This window comes from Sandarakinorhabdus sp., assembly GCF_040398665.1.
In the GTDB taxonomy this organism is placed as follows: domain Bacteria; phylum Pseudomonadota; class Alphaproteobacteria; order Sphingomonadales; family Sphingomonadaceae; genus Sandarakinorhabdus.
Genome location: NZ_JBBATQ010000010.1, coordinates 57,899 through 72,668 on the forward strand (window position 1 = coordinate 57,899; position 14,770 = coordinate 72,668).

Sequence of the window (14,770 nt, forward strand, 5' to 3'; positions counted from 1 at the left end):
GCCGCGCCCGCGCCTCACTCCACCTCTTCGTTGGTCTGCAGTTGGACGTTGAGGCCCAGGGACCGCATTTCCTTGATCAGCACGTTGAAGCTTTCGGGGATGCCGGCTTCGAACGTGTCGTCACCCTTGACGATGGCTTCATAGACCTTGGTGCGGCCGACGACGTCATCCGACTTGACGGTGAGCATTTCCTGCAAGGTGTAGGCCGCGCCATAGGCCTGCAGCGCCCACACTTCCATTTCCCCGAAGCGCTGGCCACCGAACTGGGCCTTGCCGCCCAGCGGCTGCTGGGTCACGAGGCTGTAGGGGCCGATCGAGCGGGCGTGGATCTTGTCGTCCACCAAATGGTGCAGCTTGAGCATGTAGATATAGCCCACCGTGACCTTGCGATCGAACTGATCGCCGGTGCGGCCGTCGAACAATTCGACCTGGCCCGACGAATCCAGCCCGGCCAGCGCCAGCATGTGCGACACGTCGCTTTCCTTGGCGCCATCGAACACCGGCGTCGCCATCGGCACGCCGCCAACGAGATTGCGCGCCAGTTCGACCACCGCTTCATCGGCCATGTCGGCAATGTCCAGCCCATATTGCGGGCCATAGATCGCCTTGAACAGCTCGCGGATTTCGTCCGCCGAACCTTGGGTCATCGTGGCGTTGATGTTTTCAAGCATCTCCGCAATCTTCTTGCCCAACCCGCGCGCGGCCCAGCCGAGGTGGGTTTCGAAGATCTGACCGACGTTCATGCGGCTGGGCACGCCCAGCGGGTTGAGCACGATATCGACCGGGGTGCCGTCCGCGAGGAACGGCATGTCTTCCTGCGGCAGGATGCGGGAAATCACCCCCTTGTTGCCGTGGCGGCCGGCCATCTTGTCGCCCGGCTGCAGCTTGCGCTTCACCGCGACGAACACCTTGACCATCTTCAGCACGCCGGGCGGCAGTTCATCACCGGCCTGCACCTTGCCCTTCTTGTCTTCCAGCTTGGCATTGATGCTGGCGTGGGCTTCGTCCCACTGCGCCTTCAACGCTTCCAGGCCGGCCTGCATGGCATCGTCGGCAACGCCGAACTGCCACCACAGACGGCGCGGCTGTTCTTCGAGCAGGCTGTCATCGATGGTGATGCCCTTCTTCACGCCCTTGGGCGCGGCCACCACTTCCTGGCCGAGCAGCGCATCGCGCACGCGGGCATAGGTGGCGCGATCGAGGATGGCGCGTTCGTCGGCCGCATCCTTTTCGAGCCGCTCGATTTCCTCGCGCTCGATCTGCAGGGCACGTTCGTCCTTGTCGATGCCGTGGCGGTTGAAGATGCGCACATCGACGATGGTGCCCGACACGCCCGGCGGCAACCGCAGCGAGGTGTCACGCACATCGCTGGCCTTTTCGCCGAAGATGGCACGCAGCAGCTTTTCTTCCGGGGTCATCGGCGATTCGCCCTTGGGCGTGATCTTGCCGACCAGGATGTCGCCCGGCTCCACTTCGGCGCCGATATAGACGATGCCGGCTTCGTCGAGCCGGGCCAGCGCGTCTTCACCGACGTTGGGAATGTCGCGGGTGATGTCTTCCGGGCCCAGCTTGGTATCGCGGGCCATCACTTCGAATTCATCGATGTGGATCGAGGTGAAGATGTCTTCCTTGACGATCTTCTCGTTGATCAGGATCGAATCTTCGTAGTTGTAGCCATTCCACGGCATGAACGCGACGAGCACGTTGCGGCCCAGCGCCAGTTCGCCGTCCTCGGTGGACGGGCCATCGGCGATGATGTCGCCCTTGGCCACGATATCGCCCACCGTCACCAGCGGACGCTGGTTGATGCAGGTCGACTGGTTGGACCGCTGGAACTTCATCAGCGTGTAGATATCGACGCCGGACTTGCCGGGTTCGACCTCTTCGGTGGCGCGGATGACGATGCGGGCCGCATCGACCTGATCGACGATGCCGCCGCGCTTGGCGCCGATGGCGGCGCCGGAATCGCGGGCAACCGTGCCTTCCATGCCGGTGCCGACGAACGGCGATTCCGCCTTCACCAACGGCACGGCCTGGCGCTGCATGTTCGAGCCCATCAAGGCGCGGTTGGCGTCATCGTTTTCCAGGAACGGGATCAGCGAGGCCGCGACCGACACCAGCTGCTTCGGCGACACGTCGGCCAGCGTGATCTGGTTCTTCGGTGCCATCAGGAATTCGCCGGCTTCACGCGACGACACCAGATCGTCGAGGAACTTGCCGTCGGCACCGATGCCGACATTGGCCTGCGCGATGGTGTGGCGGGCTTCTTCCATGGCCGACAGATAGACGACTTCGTCGGTCAGCTTGGTATCGATGACCTTGCGATACGGGGTTTCGATGAAGCCGTACTTGTTCACCCGGCTGAAGGTCGCCAGGCTGTTGATCAGGCCGATGTTCGGGCCTTCCGGCGTTTCGATCGGGCAGATGCGGCCATAGTGCGTCGGGTGGACGTCGCGCACTTCGAAGCCGGCGCGCTCACGGGTCAGACCGCCCGGCCCAAGCGCCGACACGCGACGCTTGTGGGTGACTTCCGACAGCGGATTGGTCTGGTCCATGAACTGCGACAGCTGCGAGGAGCCGAAGAATTCGCGCACCGCCGCCACCGCCGGCTTGGCGTTGATCAGATCGTTGGGCATGACCGTGTCGATATCGACGCTGCTCATGCGCTCCTTCACGGCGCGTTCCATGCGCAGCAGGCCGACGCGATACTGGTTTTCCAGCAATTCGCCCACCGAACGGACACGGCGGTTGCCGAGATTGTCGATGTCGTCGATTTCGCCCTTGCCGTCCTTCAGCTCAACGAGGGTCTTGACCACGGTCGCGATATCCTCGCGGCGCAGCACCGTCACATCATCCGGGCAATCCAGATTGAGGCGCATGTTCATCTTGACGCGGCCGACCGCCGACAGATCATAGCGATCCGGATCGAAGAACAGGCCGGCGAACATGGCTTCGGCGGTTTCGCGCGTCGGCGGCTCGCCGGGACGCATGACGCGGTAGATTTCGGCGAGCGCATGGTCGCGCTCTTCCACCTTGTCGGCCATCAGCGTGTTGCGGATCCACGGACCGACCTGAACATGATCGATGTCGAGCAGTTCGATGCTGGTCTGGCCGGCGCGATCGATGCGCTCCAGATTTTCGGCGGTCAGCTCGTCACCGGCTTCGATGTAGATTTCGCCGGTGGCTTCGTTGATCAGATCGAACGCCGAGTAACGGCCGAAGATTTCCTCGGTCGGGATCAGCAGCGCGGTCATGCCATCGCTGCCGGCCTTGCGCACCATGCGCGGCGTGATCTTGGTGCCCTGCGGGAAGATGATCTCGCCGGTGTCGGCATTGACCACGTCAAAGGTCGGCTTGGCATTGCGCCAGCTGGCTTCGACGAAGGGCACCACCCAGCCGGCCTGGCCGGTCGGGCTGGTGCCGCGCACCCACACCACGCGCTTGTAGAACAGGTTGAGGATTTCTTCGCTGTTCCAGCCCAGCGCATAGAGCAGGCTGGTGACCGGCAGCTTGCGCTTGCGATCGATGCGGACGTTGACGATGTCCTTGGCGTCGAATTCGAAATCCAGCCACGATCCGCGATAGGGGATGACCCGGGCGGCAAACAGATATTTGCCCGACGCATGCGTCTTGCCGCGATCATGATCGAAGAACACGCCCGGTGAACGGTGCATCTGGCTGACGATCACGCGCTCGGTGCCGTTGACGATGAACGTGCCGTTCTGCGTCATCAGCGGCATGTCGCCCATGTACACGTCCTGCTCCTTGATATCGAGCACGGAGCGGGTTTCGGTATCGGCATCCACTTCAAAGACGATCAGGCGCAGCGTCACGCGCATCGGCGCCGCATAGGTCATGCCGCGCTGACGGCACTCGTCCACATCATATTTCGGCTCTTCCAGTTCGTAATGCACGAAATCCAGCTCGGCGGTGCCGGCGAAATCGCGGATCGGGAACACCGAACGCAGGGTCTTTTCCAGGCCCGAGACATAGGCGGTGGCCGGATTGGAGCGCAGGAACTGCTCATAGCTTTCGCGCTGCACCTCGATGAGGTTGGGCATCTGCACGACTTCGCCGATCTGGCCAAAGCTCTTGCGGATGCGGCGGCGGCTGTTGAACGGCTTGACGCCCTGGGGCGGCTTCATCTGGGTGGCCATCGGTGTCGGTCGCCTTCTTCATGTGCCCGGCAGGGGGAGTGCCGGAAAAACAGCAAAACCCGCACGTCACACCACTGCTGCGGTATGTCGCACGGTCACTGGCGATTAAATTGCCGTCACCCTTCCATCCGTCGCGGCCCGATCGCGCAGCAGGCCGTGTCTCGAAGCGTGTCGGCCCGGACGGGGAATCAGCCCCCGACCGGTCGATGGCCGCCCCATAGGCGCTTTGTTGGATTTGCGAAAGGGGGGACGTGACCGCCAAGCCCCGCTGCGCCTGTGTTGCAGTGCGGCAACACGCCGGCAGCCAGCATTGCCACCGCGGAACCATCGCCACCTTCGACGGGTTGAGTGTTGCAGTGGCCGCCCCCGCCACCCGCGTTTTGAAGAAAGAACCCCATGAAATCCCTGCTCATCACCAGCGCGCTTGCGCTGACCATCACGTCTGCCCCGGCCGTCGCCCAGAACACGATGGACCCGTCACCGCAGCCCACCACACAGAACGACGGACCGACCAGTCCTGATGGCTCCAAGGCCTTCGGGATCGAGCCCTATTTCGGCGTGGTCGGCGGCTACAACAGCTTTGATCGCACCACCGATGCCAATGGCGTGCAATCGCGCCGCTTCGATGGCGCGCTGGTCGGCGGTGTTGTCGGTGTCAACATTCCGCTTGGGCCGCTGTTCGTCGGCGTGGAAGGCCATGGTGCGCGCGGTTTCGGCGACATCCGCTGGGAATATGGCGCGCGTGGCCGCGCTGGTTTCCGGGCCGGCGACAGCGGCATGTTCTATGCCAGCGCCGGCTATACCTGGATCGACGCCCGCAACAGCCGCGGCTTTCCCGACCGCAAGGATTGGGTGTGGGGCATCGGCGCCGAATTCGGCCCGCGGGATATCGGCCTTGGCGGCGTCACCGGCCGGGCCGGGCCGCGGTTCCGCATCTCCGTGGAAACCATGGACTTCGACAATATCCGCCCAATGGCCGGCGTGGTCTTCCACTTCTGATCAGGGGCTGAATGATGGGATCGGGGGCGCTTGCGGACACGCAGGCGCCCTTCTTTCATGGCGGCTGCCCCCTGCTTGCCCAAGCCCGGCGTGACGCACAGCGCCGTTGCCTGCCCATCAGTGTCGACTTCTCCCCTCACCTTTCCGCCCGACAGGCCTTGGGGAAAGTGGCAAGAAAAAGGGCTGCCCCTTGCGAGGCAGCCCCTTTCCTTCAACTCGGCAAATCGGGCGGCGTTGCCGCAACGACTTACTTGAGTTCGACAGTCGCGCCGGCTTCTTCCAGCTGCTTCTTGATCTTCTCGGCGTCAGCCTTGCTGATGCCTTCCTTGACGGCCTTCGGCGCGGATTCGACCAGCGTCTTGGCTTCGGTGAGGCCCAGGCCGGTGATGGCGCGGACTTCCTTGATGACGTTGATCTTCTTGCCACCGTCGCCGGTGAGGATCACGTCGAACTCGGTCTGCTCTTCAACAACCGGGCCAGCAGCGGCGGCCGGGCCAGCCGACACGGCAACCGCCGCAGCGGCGGACACGCCCCACTTTTCTTCCAGCATCTTGGCGAGGTCAGCGGCTTCCAGCACGGTCAGGGCGGAAAGCTGGTCAACGATCGAATTCAGGTCAGCCATGGTAATCTCCAATGTTTTCAGTTAGCGTTTGGGTTCGAAACGGCTCAGGCGGCTTCTTTGTCCTTGTCGGCATATGCCGCAAAGACGCGGGCCAGCTTGGCGGCCGGGGCGTTGGCGAGCTGGGCCAGCTTGGTCGCCGGTGCATTGACCAGACCAATGATCTTGGCACGCAGTTCATCCAGCGACGGCAGTTCGGCCAGGGCCTTGACGCCGTTCACATCGAGCAGCGTGCTGCCCATGGCGCCGCCGACGATTTCGAACTTGTCGGTCGTCTTGGCGAATTCCACCACGATCTTGGCGGCAGCCACCGGATCGGCCGAGGTCGCCAGCCCGCACGGGCCGGTGAGCAGCGCGCCAAGCGGCTGGTAGGGTGTGCCCTCGAGCGCGATGCGCGCCAGACGGTTCTTCGTCACCTTGAAGTTGGCGCCGGCCGCACGCATCCGGTTCCTGAGATCGCTTGCTTGCGCGACGGTCAGGCCATGGTTGCGCGCGACCACGACCACCGAAGTTTCGGTGAGCGTCTTCGCCAGCTTGGAGATGGCTTCGCTTTTTTGGGTGCGATCCATGCTCACTCCTTGACAGGTTGAGCGCATCCGCCGGCCCGAAGGCCCGCATCGGCGCGGGTTATGACAAAGCGCCAAGCGCCTTGCCGGCTCGATGGGCCTGCAAGCTGCCAGATTCCGATGTGGAAGGCGGCGGGCCCCAGGCCCGTCCGAAGAGGATCGTTGCCAACGCCGTGCGCATCTGAGATGGCCCGAACGCAGTCCCGGCCACGGCGCGAACGCCAGCCGGAGAAAAACTTGCCTCGTCTCATGCAGGCCCTGGTGGCTTAAGCGCGAACGCACCTGCAATCTCGGACGGTTGCCCGGCCATTGCGGGCCGAACAGGAAATGGCGCGTTAGGCGGCCAGCGGCCCGGAGTCAAGTGGCGCGCGGGAAACCGCCGGCCCCGCAAAAGGCAGAACGGGCCGGGGCGCACCGCGCCCCGGCCCGTTCGCTTGTTCAGTCGCGGTTGATCAGGCCGTCTGGCCGGTCGACGACGGATCGACCTTGATGCCGGTGCCCATCGACGAGCTGACCGCGACCTTGAGCAGATACTTGCCCTTGGCGCCGGTCGGCTTGGCCTTGACCACGGCATCGAGCAGCGCATCGAAATTGGCGCGCAAGGCGTCCTTTTCGAAGCTCGCCTTGCCGAGGATGCCGTGGATGATGCCGGCCTTTTCGACGCGATATTCGACCTGGCCGCCCTTGGCCGCTTCGACAGCCGCAGCGACGTTCATCGTCACGGTGCCGAGCTTGGGGTTGGGCATCAGGCCCTTGGGGCCCAGCACCTTGCCGAGACGGCCGACCAGACCCATCATGTCGGGCGTGGCGATGCAGCGATCGAAATCGATGTTCCCGCCCTGCACGGCTTCCAGCAGGTCTTCGGCACCAACGACATCGGCGCCAGCAGCGAGGGCTTCTTCGGCCTTGGCGCCGCGGGCGAACACGCCGACGCGCACGGTCTTGCCGGTGCCGCTGGGCAGGGTGACGACGCCGCGCACCATCTGATCGGCGTGACGCGGATCGACGCCCAGGTTGAAGCTGACTTCGATGGTTTCATCGAACTTGGCGGTGGCCAGGTTCTTCACCAGGGTCAGGGCTTCATCGACGCCATAGAGCTTCTCGCGGTCAACCGCAGCGGCCAGGGCCTTGGCTTTCTTGGTTGTTGCCATGTGATCAGCCCTCCACCACTTCGAGGCCCATTGCGCGGGCCGAACCTTCGATCGTCTTCATTGCCATTTCGATGTTGTTGGCATTCAGATCGGGCATTTTCTTCTGGGCGATCTCGCGGATCTGCGACTGCTTGATCTTGGCGACCGCAGCGCCCTTGCCCGGCGTGGTGCCGCCCGATTTCAGGCCGGCGGCCTGCTTCAGCATGTACGACGCCGGCGGCAGCTTGGTGATGAAGCTGAACGAGCGATCGGCGAACACGGTGATCACGGTCGGGATCGGCGTGCCCTTTTCCAGGCTCTCGGTCTTGGCGTTGAACTGCTTGCAGAATTCCATGATGTTGACGCCGCGCTGGCCCAGGGCCGGGCCGATCGGCGGCGAAGGGTTGGCCATGCCGGCCTTCACCTGCAATTTCACATAACCTGTAATCTTCTTGGCCATCGGGCCACTCCTTGCTGTGTGGTGATAGCGGCCGGGGCGACCGGCCTCCCACGTGATGGGGGAAAGGCTGAATTACTTCTGCTTTTCCACCTGTTCGAAGCCGAGTTCGACGGGCGTTGCCCGGCCGAAGATCGACACCGAAACCTTGACGCGGCCATGGTCGTAGTCGATTTCCTCGACCAGGCCGTTGAAACTGGCAAACGGGCCATCGAGCACGCGCACGCTGTCGCCGATCTCGAAATTGGCCTTCTTCTTGATCTTGGCCGCCGGGGTTTCCTCGGTCTTGGTGTTCAGCATGCGCGCCGCTTCGGCTTCGGTGATCGGCTGCGGCTTGTTCTGCTGGCCCAGGAATCCGGTGACCTTGGGGGTGTTCTTGACGAGGTGATAGACATCGTCGGTCATGGCGAGCTTGGCGAGCACATAGCCCGGCATCGATTTGCGTTCGACCGCGCGCTTCTTGCCCTTCACCACTTCGGTAACGGTTTCGGCCGGCACTTCGACCGCATCGATGAAGGCTTCGAGGCCCATGCGGCGGGCTTCGGAGAGGATGGCCTCCTTCACCTTGTTTTCAAAGCCGGAATAGGCGTGGATGATGTACCAGCGTGACATGAAGATCCTCAGGCTGCGAGGCTGAGCAGGAATTTGACGGTGCGGCCCAGCACCTGATCGATGCCGAGGAAGAACACCGACAAGATGGTGGTCATGATCATCACCATGATCGTCATGCGCACCGTATCGGGCACAGTGGGCCAGGCGATCTTGCGCGTTTCGGTTTGCACCTGGCGCACGAACTCCGCCGGGGACACCCGGGGCTTTTTCGCAACTTCGGCCTTTGCTTCGCTCACGCGCCCATCTTCCTGTTCAACACCAAATCGAATCAACCCGCCACGGATGGCAAGCCTGCCAGCAACACCAATAACCGGCTCGGGCTACCCCGAGGCCGGCACTCTGCGAAGCATCCCGCGCCACGTTTTCAAGCCAACAAGCCAATGATTCCCGTGGTTTGCACGTTCATCACCGGCCCGCTGGCAGGAGTGGAGGGGCTCGAACCCCCGGCCCTCGGTTTTGGAGACCGATGCTCTACCAACTGAGCTACACTCCTAGGCGCGGGATGCGGGCTATAAAGTGGCTGGCAGGGCGGCGCAAGAGGCGCGCGAAGCATGGGGGCAACCGGGCATTGAAACCGCGTGTCTGCTGCCGTATGAGCGGCGGCAATGCGGGTATAGCTTAGTGGTAAAGTTCCAGCCTTCCAAGCTGGCCATGCGGGTTCGATTCCCGCTACCCGCTCCAAATCGCAGCCGGGCGCGCAAATAGCGCAGCTATTTGCCGACTCCGGCAAGATCGGCCGGGCTGGCGGTTGGCCCTTCCGCCAACCGAACAGCTTCGACGGCGCGGCTTTGCCGCGCTCTTGCTTCCTGCCTTCACGTCCTCCGTGCAACCAAGGCAAACGGACCCGGCGGCTCCGCCGCCGGCCGTTCCTCGCGTTGAGCGGGTTCCCCCCCGCAAAAACCCCACCCACCCGCTTAACCCCCCGCCCTCTCCGCCGTTTCCCGATGGGCAGATCGCAGCGGCAGAAGGGTCCAACACCATGCAACATCAGCCAGGGCCGATGCAGGCCGTCGCCTCGGTGCCGCCGCCGGCCGATGTCAGGACTTCGGCTGGCGGATTTCCAGCGGGAACGGGCGCGATGGCCTGGTTCGATCAGATCCGCGCGCTGCTGCTGTCCAGCGGGCTGCCGCCGGAGCCGGCGGTGTATGATGTGCTGTGGCGCTATGTGCGCGACGATGATCATGAACTGTCGCTGGCCATCGATCGCGCGCTGGCGCATGGCGCGCTGACGCTGGCTGCGTTGCTGGCGCTGCGCGAAACGCATCTGGGCCAGATGAGCGAGGCACAGGTCAACCAGTTGATCGCCGAGGCGCATGACCAGGCCGAGGCGCTGGGGCGGCGGATCGAAAGCGGGCAGACCGATCTGGCCGATTACGGCCGCGCCATTGCCGATGGCGGCGAACGGCTAGCCGGGCCGATGGACGCCGCCAGCCTGGGCGCACTGCTGGAGCAATTGAGCCAGGCGACGTCGCTGGTGCAGGCCGCCAATGCCCGCCTGATCGAGGAGCTGGACCAGGCCGCCAGTGAAACCCGTGCGTTGGCCGACAAGCTGATCCAGGCCGAACGCGCCGCGGTGACGGATGCATTGACCGGCGTGCTCAACCGCCGCGGCATCATGGCCGCCATCGAAAAGGCGCAAGGCGAGGCTGTGGCATCGGGCGTGCCACTGGCGCTGGCGGTGGTGGATATCGATCATTTCAAGCGGTTCAATGATCGGTTCGGCCACGCCATGGGTGATGATGTGCTGCGGTTTGTGGCCGGGCACATGGCCGAGCGGCTGGAGGCGGATGGCGGCGCCGTCGGCCGACTGGGCGGCGAGGAGTTCGTCGGCCTGCTGCCGGGCGTGAGCGTGCAGGCCGCCGCCGGGCGCATCGATCGCATCCGGGCCGATCTGGCCGCGCAGGTGCTGCGCAGCGCCGTGGATGGCAGCAGCATGGGCCGCATCAGCTTTTCGGCCGGCGTGGCCGAACATCGCCACCCGCAAAGCGCCGACCAGTTGATCGAGCGGGCCGATAGCGCGCTGTACACCGCTAAGCGACTGGGGCGCGACCGGGTGGTGCCGGATCGCGGATAGACGGCGAACAGAAAACCCCCGTTGACAGGCGGGCTGACCTGCCGCACTAGGCCGCCTCCCGCACGGTGCCTGCTTGGCAAGCGCCTTGCCCGAAAGGCAGTGGAGGGGTGGCCGAGCGGTCAATGGCAGCAGACTGTAAATCTGCCGGGTTTCACCCTACGTTGGTTCAAATCCAACCCCCTCCACCAGCTTTCGGTTGCCAGTTCGGCCCGGTGCCGGTTCAGCCAAGGCAGCAATCATGGGCCGTCGACCGCATCCCAAATCCCAGCAGGGCCAGAAAAGCCCGTTCCCGCGCCTGTATGGCCGGCATGCGGTGTTCGCCGCGCTCGACAATCCGGAGCGCGAATTGCGCAAATTGTGGCTGACCCCGGCCAGCGCCAAGACCATCGAACTGCCGCCGGGCCTGAACGTGCAATATGGCGATGACCATGATCTGGGCCGGCTGTGCCCGTTGGATGCGCCGCACCAGGGGTTCGTGCTGGAGGTGGAGCCGCTCGAATCAGCCTGGCTCGACGAAATCCTTGCGCAGGCCGATGATGGCGACAATCGCCCGATCGTGGTGCTGGACCAGGTCACTGATCCGCACAATGTGGGGGCCATCATGCGATCGGCGCTGGCGTTCGGTGCCCGCGCGCTGGTGACGCAGGATCGCCATAGCCCGGCGGAGACCGGCGTGCTGGCGCGCAGTGCCAGCGGCGCGCTGGAGCAGTTGCCGTGGGTGCGCACGGTCAATCTGGCGCGGGCACTTGGCGAGATCGGCGAGGCCGGTTTCTGGCGCATCGCGCTGGACGGTGCGGCCGAGATGACGGTGGAGGCGGCACTGAGCACCAGCCAGGCCGCGCTGGTGCTGGGCAGCGAAGGCGAAGGGCTGCGGCCGCTGACCGTCCAGAACTGCGACGTGGTGGCCAAGCTGCCGATCAGCGGCGTTGAAAGCCTGAACGTGTCGAACGCGGCCGCCGTTGCCCTGTATGCATGCGTGCGGCGCGGCCTGTAAGGGCCGCGCCGTCGCAATTTGCCGACATGTTTGAAGGGCCGCTGCCGAAAGGCAGCGGCCCTGCATGCGTTACATGATCACGCGGAGGCCGAAGCGATACACACGGCCCAGCGGGTTGCCGATGAACGGATCATAGGACAGTTCCAGGCGCGAGGCGGGCGGATCGGCATTGGTGAAATTGTCGATGCCGAACTGCAGCTGGGTGGTCACCCCGCCCATCGGGATGTCGTACTGCACGTTGATGTCATGCTGCGTGAAGCTCTTCACCACCGCGCCGAAGTTGGTCGGCCCGAAATTGGTGCTGACGCAGTTGGCCAGGCCAACGCAGCGATCGTCATCGACACCACCGACATAGCGCGCCTGATAGCGGGCGTTGAAGCGCGGCAGCGAATAGTTGATCCAGCCGGTGGCGCGTAGCGGCGAGACGGTGAGCGGATCGCGCAGATAGTTGGTGAAGCCCTTGGCCTGATAGCCGGGTTGCACCAGCACGCCGCGGAAGATGAAGTCGGCGAAGGTGTAATCGAGCACGATGCTGGCCTGCGCGCCGACGTTCAGCTTTCCGGGGCCAAGATCGGTCTTGTAATCGAACGACAGGTCGATGCCGCTGGTCTTCAGATTGGGGCCGTTCACCCAGTCGGTGCGGACGCGGCTGATGGCATTGCCGTTGGTCACGCCCTGCACGCACCCACCCTGGAAGGTGATCAGATTGGCGAACACGCTGCTGCAGTTGGCCAGGCCGAGGCCGTTGAAACCCGGCACCACGGCCGAGGCGATCGCCTGGCCGGGCGTGGTGGTGATGCGGCCATCGACATCGAAGCTCCAGTAATCAGCCGAGACCGTGAAGCCCGACGTGGTGATCACGGCACCGACATTGTAGGTGAAGGCGGTTTCCGGCGCGAGATCGCTGGTGTTGCCGAAAATGTCCACCGAGCGGAAGCCGTTGGCAGCGGCCTGGATGCCAGCCAGCGAGGTGATCTGGTTGTTGACCACCTGGTTGGCGAGCGGACCGCGGAAGGTGGTGCCGGCCGAACCGCGCAGGACCAGCCAGTCCGTGGGGTTCCAGCGCACCGCGCCCTTCGGATTGAAGGTGGAACCGACCGTGCCGCCATAATCTTCGTAACGGGCCGCGCCGGTGAACTCCAGCGTGTCGGTGATCGGCACCTTCACTTCGGCAAAGATCGCCTTCACATTCTGGCGCACGGTTTCCGGACGCGTCACGCCGAGGAAGATGAACGGTCCGACGCCCTGGGTCGGGGTGCCGACGCAGCTGAGATCGCCTTCGCGGAAGCAAGGGTTGATGTTGGCATCGGAGATCGGGGCGAGCGGCCGCGACGACCATTCGTTGCCGCGATACTGGGCACCAAAGGCATAGGCGATCGGCCCGCCGCCCAGATCGATCGCGGTTTCGCCCGAGAAGATCGCATCGACGACCAGTTGTTCCTCGACCTGGCGCGTGCCGGCGTAGGGCTGGATGAAATTGATGAGATCCGCCGAGTTTTCGGCGCCGCGCACATAATTGGGATTGTTCAGGCCCTGGATCGACACCGGCTGCCCGGCGTTGATGAACGGATTGAACCACTGGCAGCCATTCAGCCCCGGCGTGTTGGCACCGACGTTGCAGTTGGCGCCGCCAAGGCCGTTGAGGGCATTCTGCAGGCGCGAGCCCACCATGTCACGCGAGGCGGCATTGCGTTCGGACCGCCACCATGTGGCGAACAGCTCGGCGCGGAAATTGTCGTTGAACTCGTGGTTGATCCCGCCCGACAGGCGATAGCTCTTGTTCTGGGCAAAGCCCAGACCGGCGCCGCGCACCGGCTCGGACGGATTGCCCAGCCAGCCGAACGGTCGCCACAGCACAACGGAGATCGCATTCAGCGGTTGCGCGACGGTCGGGGTCGGCAGGCCGTTCTGGGCCAGGAAGGCCGGCACACCGGGGTTGTTGGGGCTGACCGTGAAACGGCTGGTGCTGCCCGACCCGGTCGGGCCCTGGATCGGCGGGAAGGACGGCGACTGACCGATGGTCGTATCGGTCTGCGCAAAGGTGAATTCGGCGTGGAACTTGGTGCGGTCCGACAGTTCCGCATCCATCTGGGCATAGGCCTGGTAGCGGTCTTCCTCTTCGATGATGTTGTTCCATGGCAGGAAGCTGAAGCGGCAGATCGGCAGGCCGGTGCCGCCGGCGCCGCTTGTATCGTTGATGCCGCCAACCGCCGGGCAAGCGGTGGTGCCGCCATCGCGGACGGTGATCGGCGCAATGCCCCCATAAACCGCGGCAAAGACGCCCGGATTGCTGGATGCCGACCAGGCGGACGGGTTCACCGCATAGGGCGTGCGGCTGAAATCGCGGCTGAAGCTGGGCAGGGTGGAGCGGTGCTGCCAGCCGCCACCGACCATCAGATTGACCTTGCCGAACGTGTGGCCGACCAGCGCCGACATCGTCCAGTTGCCGCGCGAGCCGCTGATGGCATCGAAATCGCCCTGCAGCACCGCGCCATTGAAATCCTTGCGGGTGACGAAGTTGGCCACGCCGGCGATGGCATCGGAACCATAGGTGGCGGCCGCGCCATCCTTCAGCACTTCGATGTTCGCCAGCGCGAAGATCGGGATCAGGTTGGTATCCGCAAAGCCGTCACCAGGCGCCAGCACCGTGCGGCGACCATTGAACAACACCAGCGTGCGGGTGGGGCCAAGGCCGCGCAGGTTCAGCGAGCCATTGCCCTGGAAACCCTGGGCCGCCGTGGAGAATTGGTTGGTATCGCCCAGCGACGCGCCAACGGACGGCAACTGCTTGATGAATTCCAGCGGCGAGCTGATGCCCTGCTTGTTGAGATCATCGGCGGTGAACACATCGACCGGCACCGCGGCGTCTTCACGGGTGCCGCGAATGAAGCTGCCGGTGACGACGATTTCGGTATCGGCCTGTTCCTCGGCGGCGGGCGCGGCCGCTGCCTGGGCCTGATCGGCCGACTGGGCCTGCGCCGTCGCGCCGTAGAATGTTCCCGCAACCAAAGCAAAAAGCGCACAACCTGAGCGCAGCCGCAAAGACGACATCGATATCCTCCCCGAACAGGATCAGCGTCTGGCCTGTTCCCGAAGTGGGCTGGCTGAGATCGTGATCAATGTCTCATGCTGTTTCGCAAACGGCGGCGGGTCAAGAGGCAA

Annotated in this window: 11 protein-coding genes and 3 tRNA genes; 5 read left to right on the forward strand and 9 right to left on the reverse strand. The window is 64.3% G+C overall.

Features of this window, described 5'->3' with window-relative positions:
• Positions 1–14: 14 nt before the first annotated feature.
• Positions 15–4,157 (reverse strand): DNA-directed RNA polymerase subunit beta, encoded by a 4,143-nt coding sequence (rpoB, locus tag ABWP22_RS12615; protein WP_353200333.1) that lies wholly within the window; start codon positions 4,155–4,157, stop codon positions 15–17.
• Positions 4,158–4,553: 396 nt separating this feature from the next.
• Between rpoB and ABWP22_RS12620 the strand changes: the two genes are divergently transcribed.
• Positions 4,554–5,156 (forward strand): outer membrane protein, encoded by a 603-nt coding sequence (locus ABWP22_RS12620; RefSeq protein ID WP_353200334.1) that lies wholly within the window; start codon positions 4,554–4,556, stop codon positions 5,154–5,156.
• A gap of 247 nt (positions 5,157–5,403) precedes the next feature.
• On the opposite strand, the gene rplL is transcribed toward ABWP22_RS12620, so the two are convergent.
• From rplL to ABWP22_RS12655, 7 genes are all read right to left on the reverse strand, one after another.
• The gene (rplL, locus tag ABWP22_RS12625; RefSeq protein WP_353200335.1) at positions 5,404–5,778 is read right to left on the reverse strand and encodes a 50S ribosomal protein L7/L12; all 375 of its coding nucleotides are present in this window, start codon (positions 5,776–5,778) and stop codon (positions 5,404–5,406) included.
• A gap of 44 nt (positions 5,779–5,822) precedes the next feature.
• Positions 5,823–6,344 (reverse strand): 50S ribosomal protein L10, encoded by a 522-nt coding sequence (gene rplJ, locus ABWP22_RS12630; RefSeq protein ID WP_353200336.1) that lies wholly within the window; start codon positions 6,342–6,344, stop codon positions 5,823–5,825.
• A gap of 449 nt (positions 6,345–6,793) precedes the next feature.
• Complete coding sequence (rplA, locus tag ABWP22_RS12635; protein ID WP_353200337.1) at positions 6,794–7,492, reverse strand: 50S ribosomal protein L1; 699 nt, start codon at positions 7,490–7,492, stop codon at positions 6,794–6,796.
• Positions 7,493–7,496: 4 nt separating this feature from the next.
• Positions 7,497–7,931, reverse strand: coding sequence for a 50S ribosomal protein L11 (gene rplK / locus ABWP22_RS12640; protein WP_353200338.1), 435 nt, complete (start codon positions 7,929–7,931; stop codon positions 7,497–7,499).
• Between the two features lie 72 nt (positions 7,932–8,003).
• Positions 8,004–8,540, reverse strand: a complete 537-nt coding sequence (gene nusG, locus ABWP22_RS12645) for a transcription termination/antitermination protein NusG (RefSeq protein ID WP_353200339.1) — start codon at positions 8,538–8,540, stop codon at positions 8,004–8,006.
• 8 nt (positions 8,541–8,548) lie between these two features.
• Entirely contained in the window at positions 8,549–8,776 is a 228-nt protein-coding gene (secE, locus tag ABWP22_RS12650) for a preprotein translocase subunit SecE (protein WP_353200340.1), read from the reverse strand.
• A gap of 181 nt (positions 8,777–8,957) precedes the next feature.
• Positions 8,958–9,033, reverse strand: a tRNA-Trp gene (locus tag ABWP22_RS12655).
• A gap of 114 nt (positions 9,034–9,147) precedes the next feature.
• Between ABWP22_RS12655 and ABWP22_RS12660 the strand changes: the two genes are divergently transcribed.
• The 4 genes from ABWP22_RS12660 (at position 9,148) to rlmB (ending at position 11,608) form a co-directional block, all read left to right on the forward strand.
• Positions 9,148–9,221: transfer RNA gene (locus ABWP22_RS12660), tRNA-Gly, on the forward strand.
• Between the two features lie 298 nt (positions 9,222–9,519).
• The gene (locus ABWP22_RS12665; protein WP_353200341.1) at positions 9,520–10,614 is read left to right on the forward strand and encodes a GGDEF domain-containing protein; all 1,095 of its coding nucleotides are present in this window, start codon (positions 9,520–9,522) and stop codon (positions 10,612–10,614) included.
• A 101-nt stretch (positions 10,615–10,715) separates the two neighbouring features.
• A tRNA-Tyr gene (locus tag ABWP22_RS12670) sits at positions 10,716–10,802 on the forward strand.
• A 50-nt stretch (positions 10,803–10,852) separates the two neighbouring features.
• Complete coding sequence (gene rlmB, locus ABWP22_RS12675) at positions 10,853–11,608, forward strand: 23S rRNA (guanosine(2251)-2'-O)-methyltransferase RlmB (RefSeq protein WP_353200342.1); 756 nt, start codon at positions 10,853–10,855, stop codon at positions 11,606–11,608.
• 69 nt (positions 11,609–11,677) lie between these two features.
• On the opposite strand, the gene ABWP22_RS12680 is transcribed toward rlmB, so the two are convergent.
• Entirely contained in the window at positions 11,678–14,659 is a 2,982-nt protein-coding gene (locus ABWP22_RS12680) for a TonB-dependent receptor domain-containing protein (RefSeq protein ID WP_353200343.1), read from the reverse strand.
• Positions 14,660–14,770: the final 111 nt, after the last annotated feature.

Bases quoted from the DNA above. Each gene is read 5' to 3' on its own strand.
- rpoB (WP_353200333.1), bottom strand. From the start codon at position 4,157: ATGGCCACCCAGATGAAGCCGCCCCAGGGCGTCAAGCCGTTCAACAGC.
- rlmB (WP_353200342.1), top strand. From the start codon at position 10,853: ATGGGCCGTCGACCGCATCCCAAATCCCAGCAGGGCCAGAAAAGCCCG.
- ABWP22_RS12665 (WP_353200341.1), top strand. From the start codon at position 9,520: ATGCAACATCAGCCAGGGCCGATGCAGGCCGTCGCCTCGGTGCCGCCG.
- rplK (WP_353200338.1), bottom strand. From the start codon at position 7,931: ATGGCCAAGAAGATTACAGGTTATGTGAAATTGCAGGTGAAGGCCGGC.
- ABWP22_RS12620 (WP_353200334.1), top strand. From the start codon at position 4,554: ATGAAATCCCTGCTCATCACCAGCGCGCTTGCGCTGACCATCACGTCT.
- nusG (WP_353200339.1), bottom strand. From the start codon at position 8,540: ATGTCACGCTGGTACATCATCCACGCCTATTCCGGCTTTGAAAACAAG.
- rplL (WP_353200335.1), bottom strand. From the start codon at position 5,778: ATGGCTGACCTGAATTCGATCGTTGACCAGCTTTCCGCCCTGACCGTG.
- rplA (WP_353200337.1), bottom strand. From the start codon at position 7,492: ATGGCAACAACCAAGAAAGCCAAGGCCCTGGCCGCTGCGGTTGACCGC.
- rplJ (WP_353200336.1), bottom strand. From the start codon at position 6,344: ATGGATCGCACCCAAAAAAGCGAAGCCATCTCCAAGCTGGCGAAGACG.
- ABWP22_RS12680 (WP_353200343.1), bottom strand. From the start codon at position 14,659: ATGTCGTCTTTGCGGCTGCGCTCAGGTTGTGCGCTTTTTGCTTTGGTT.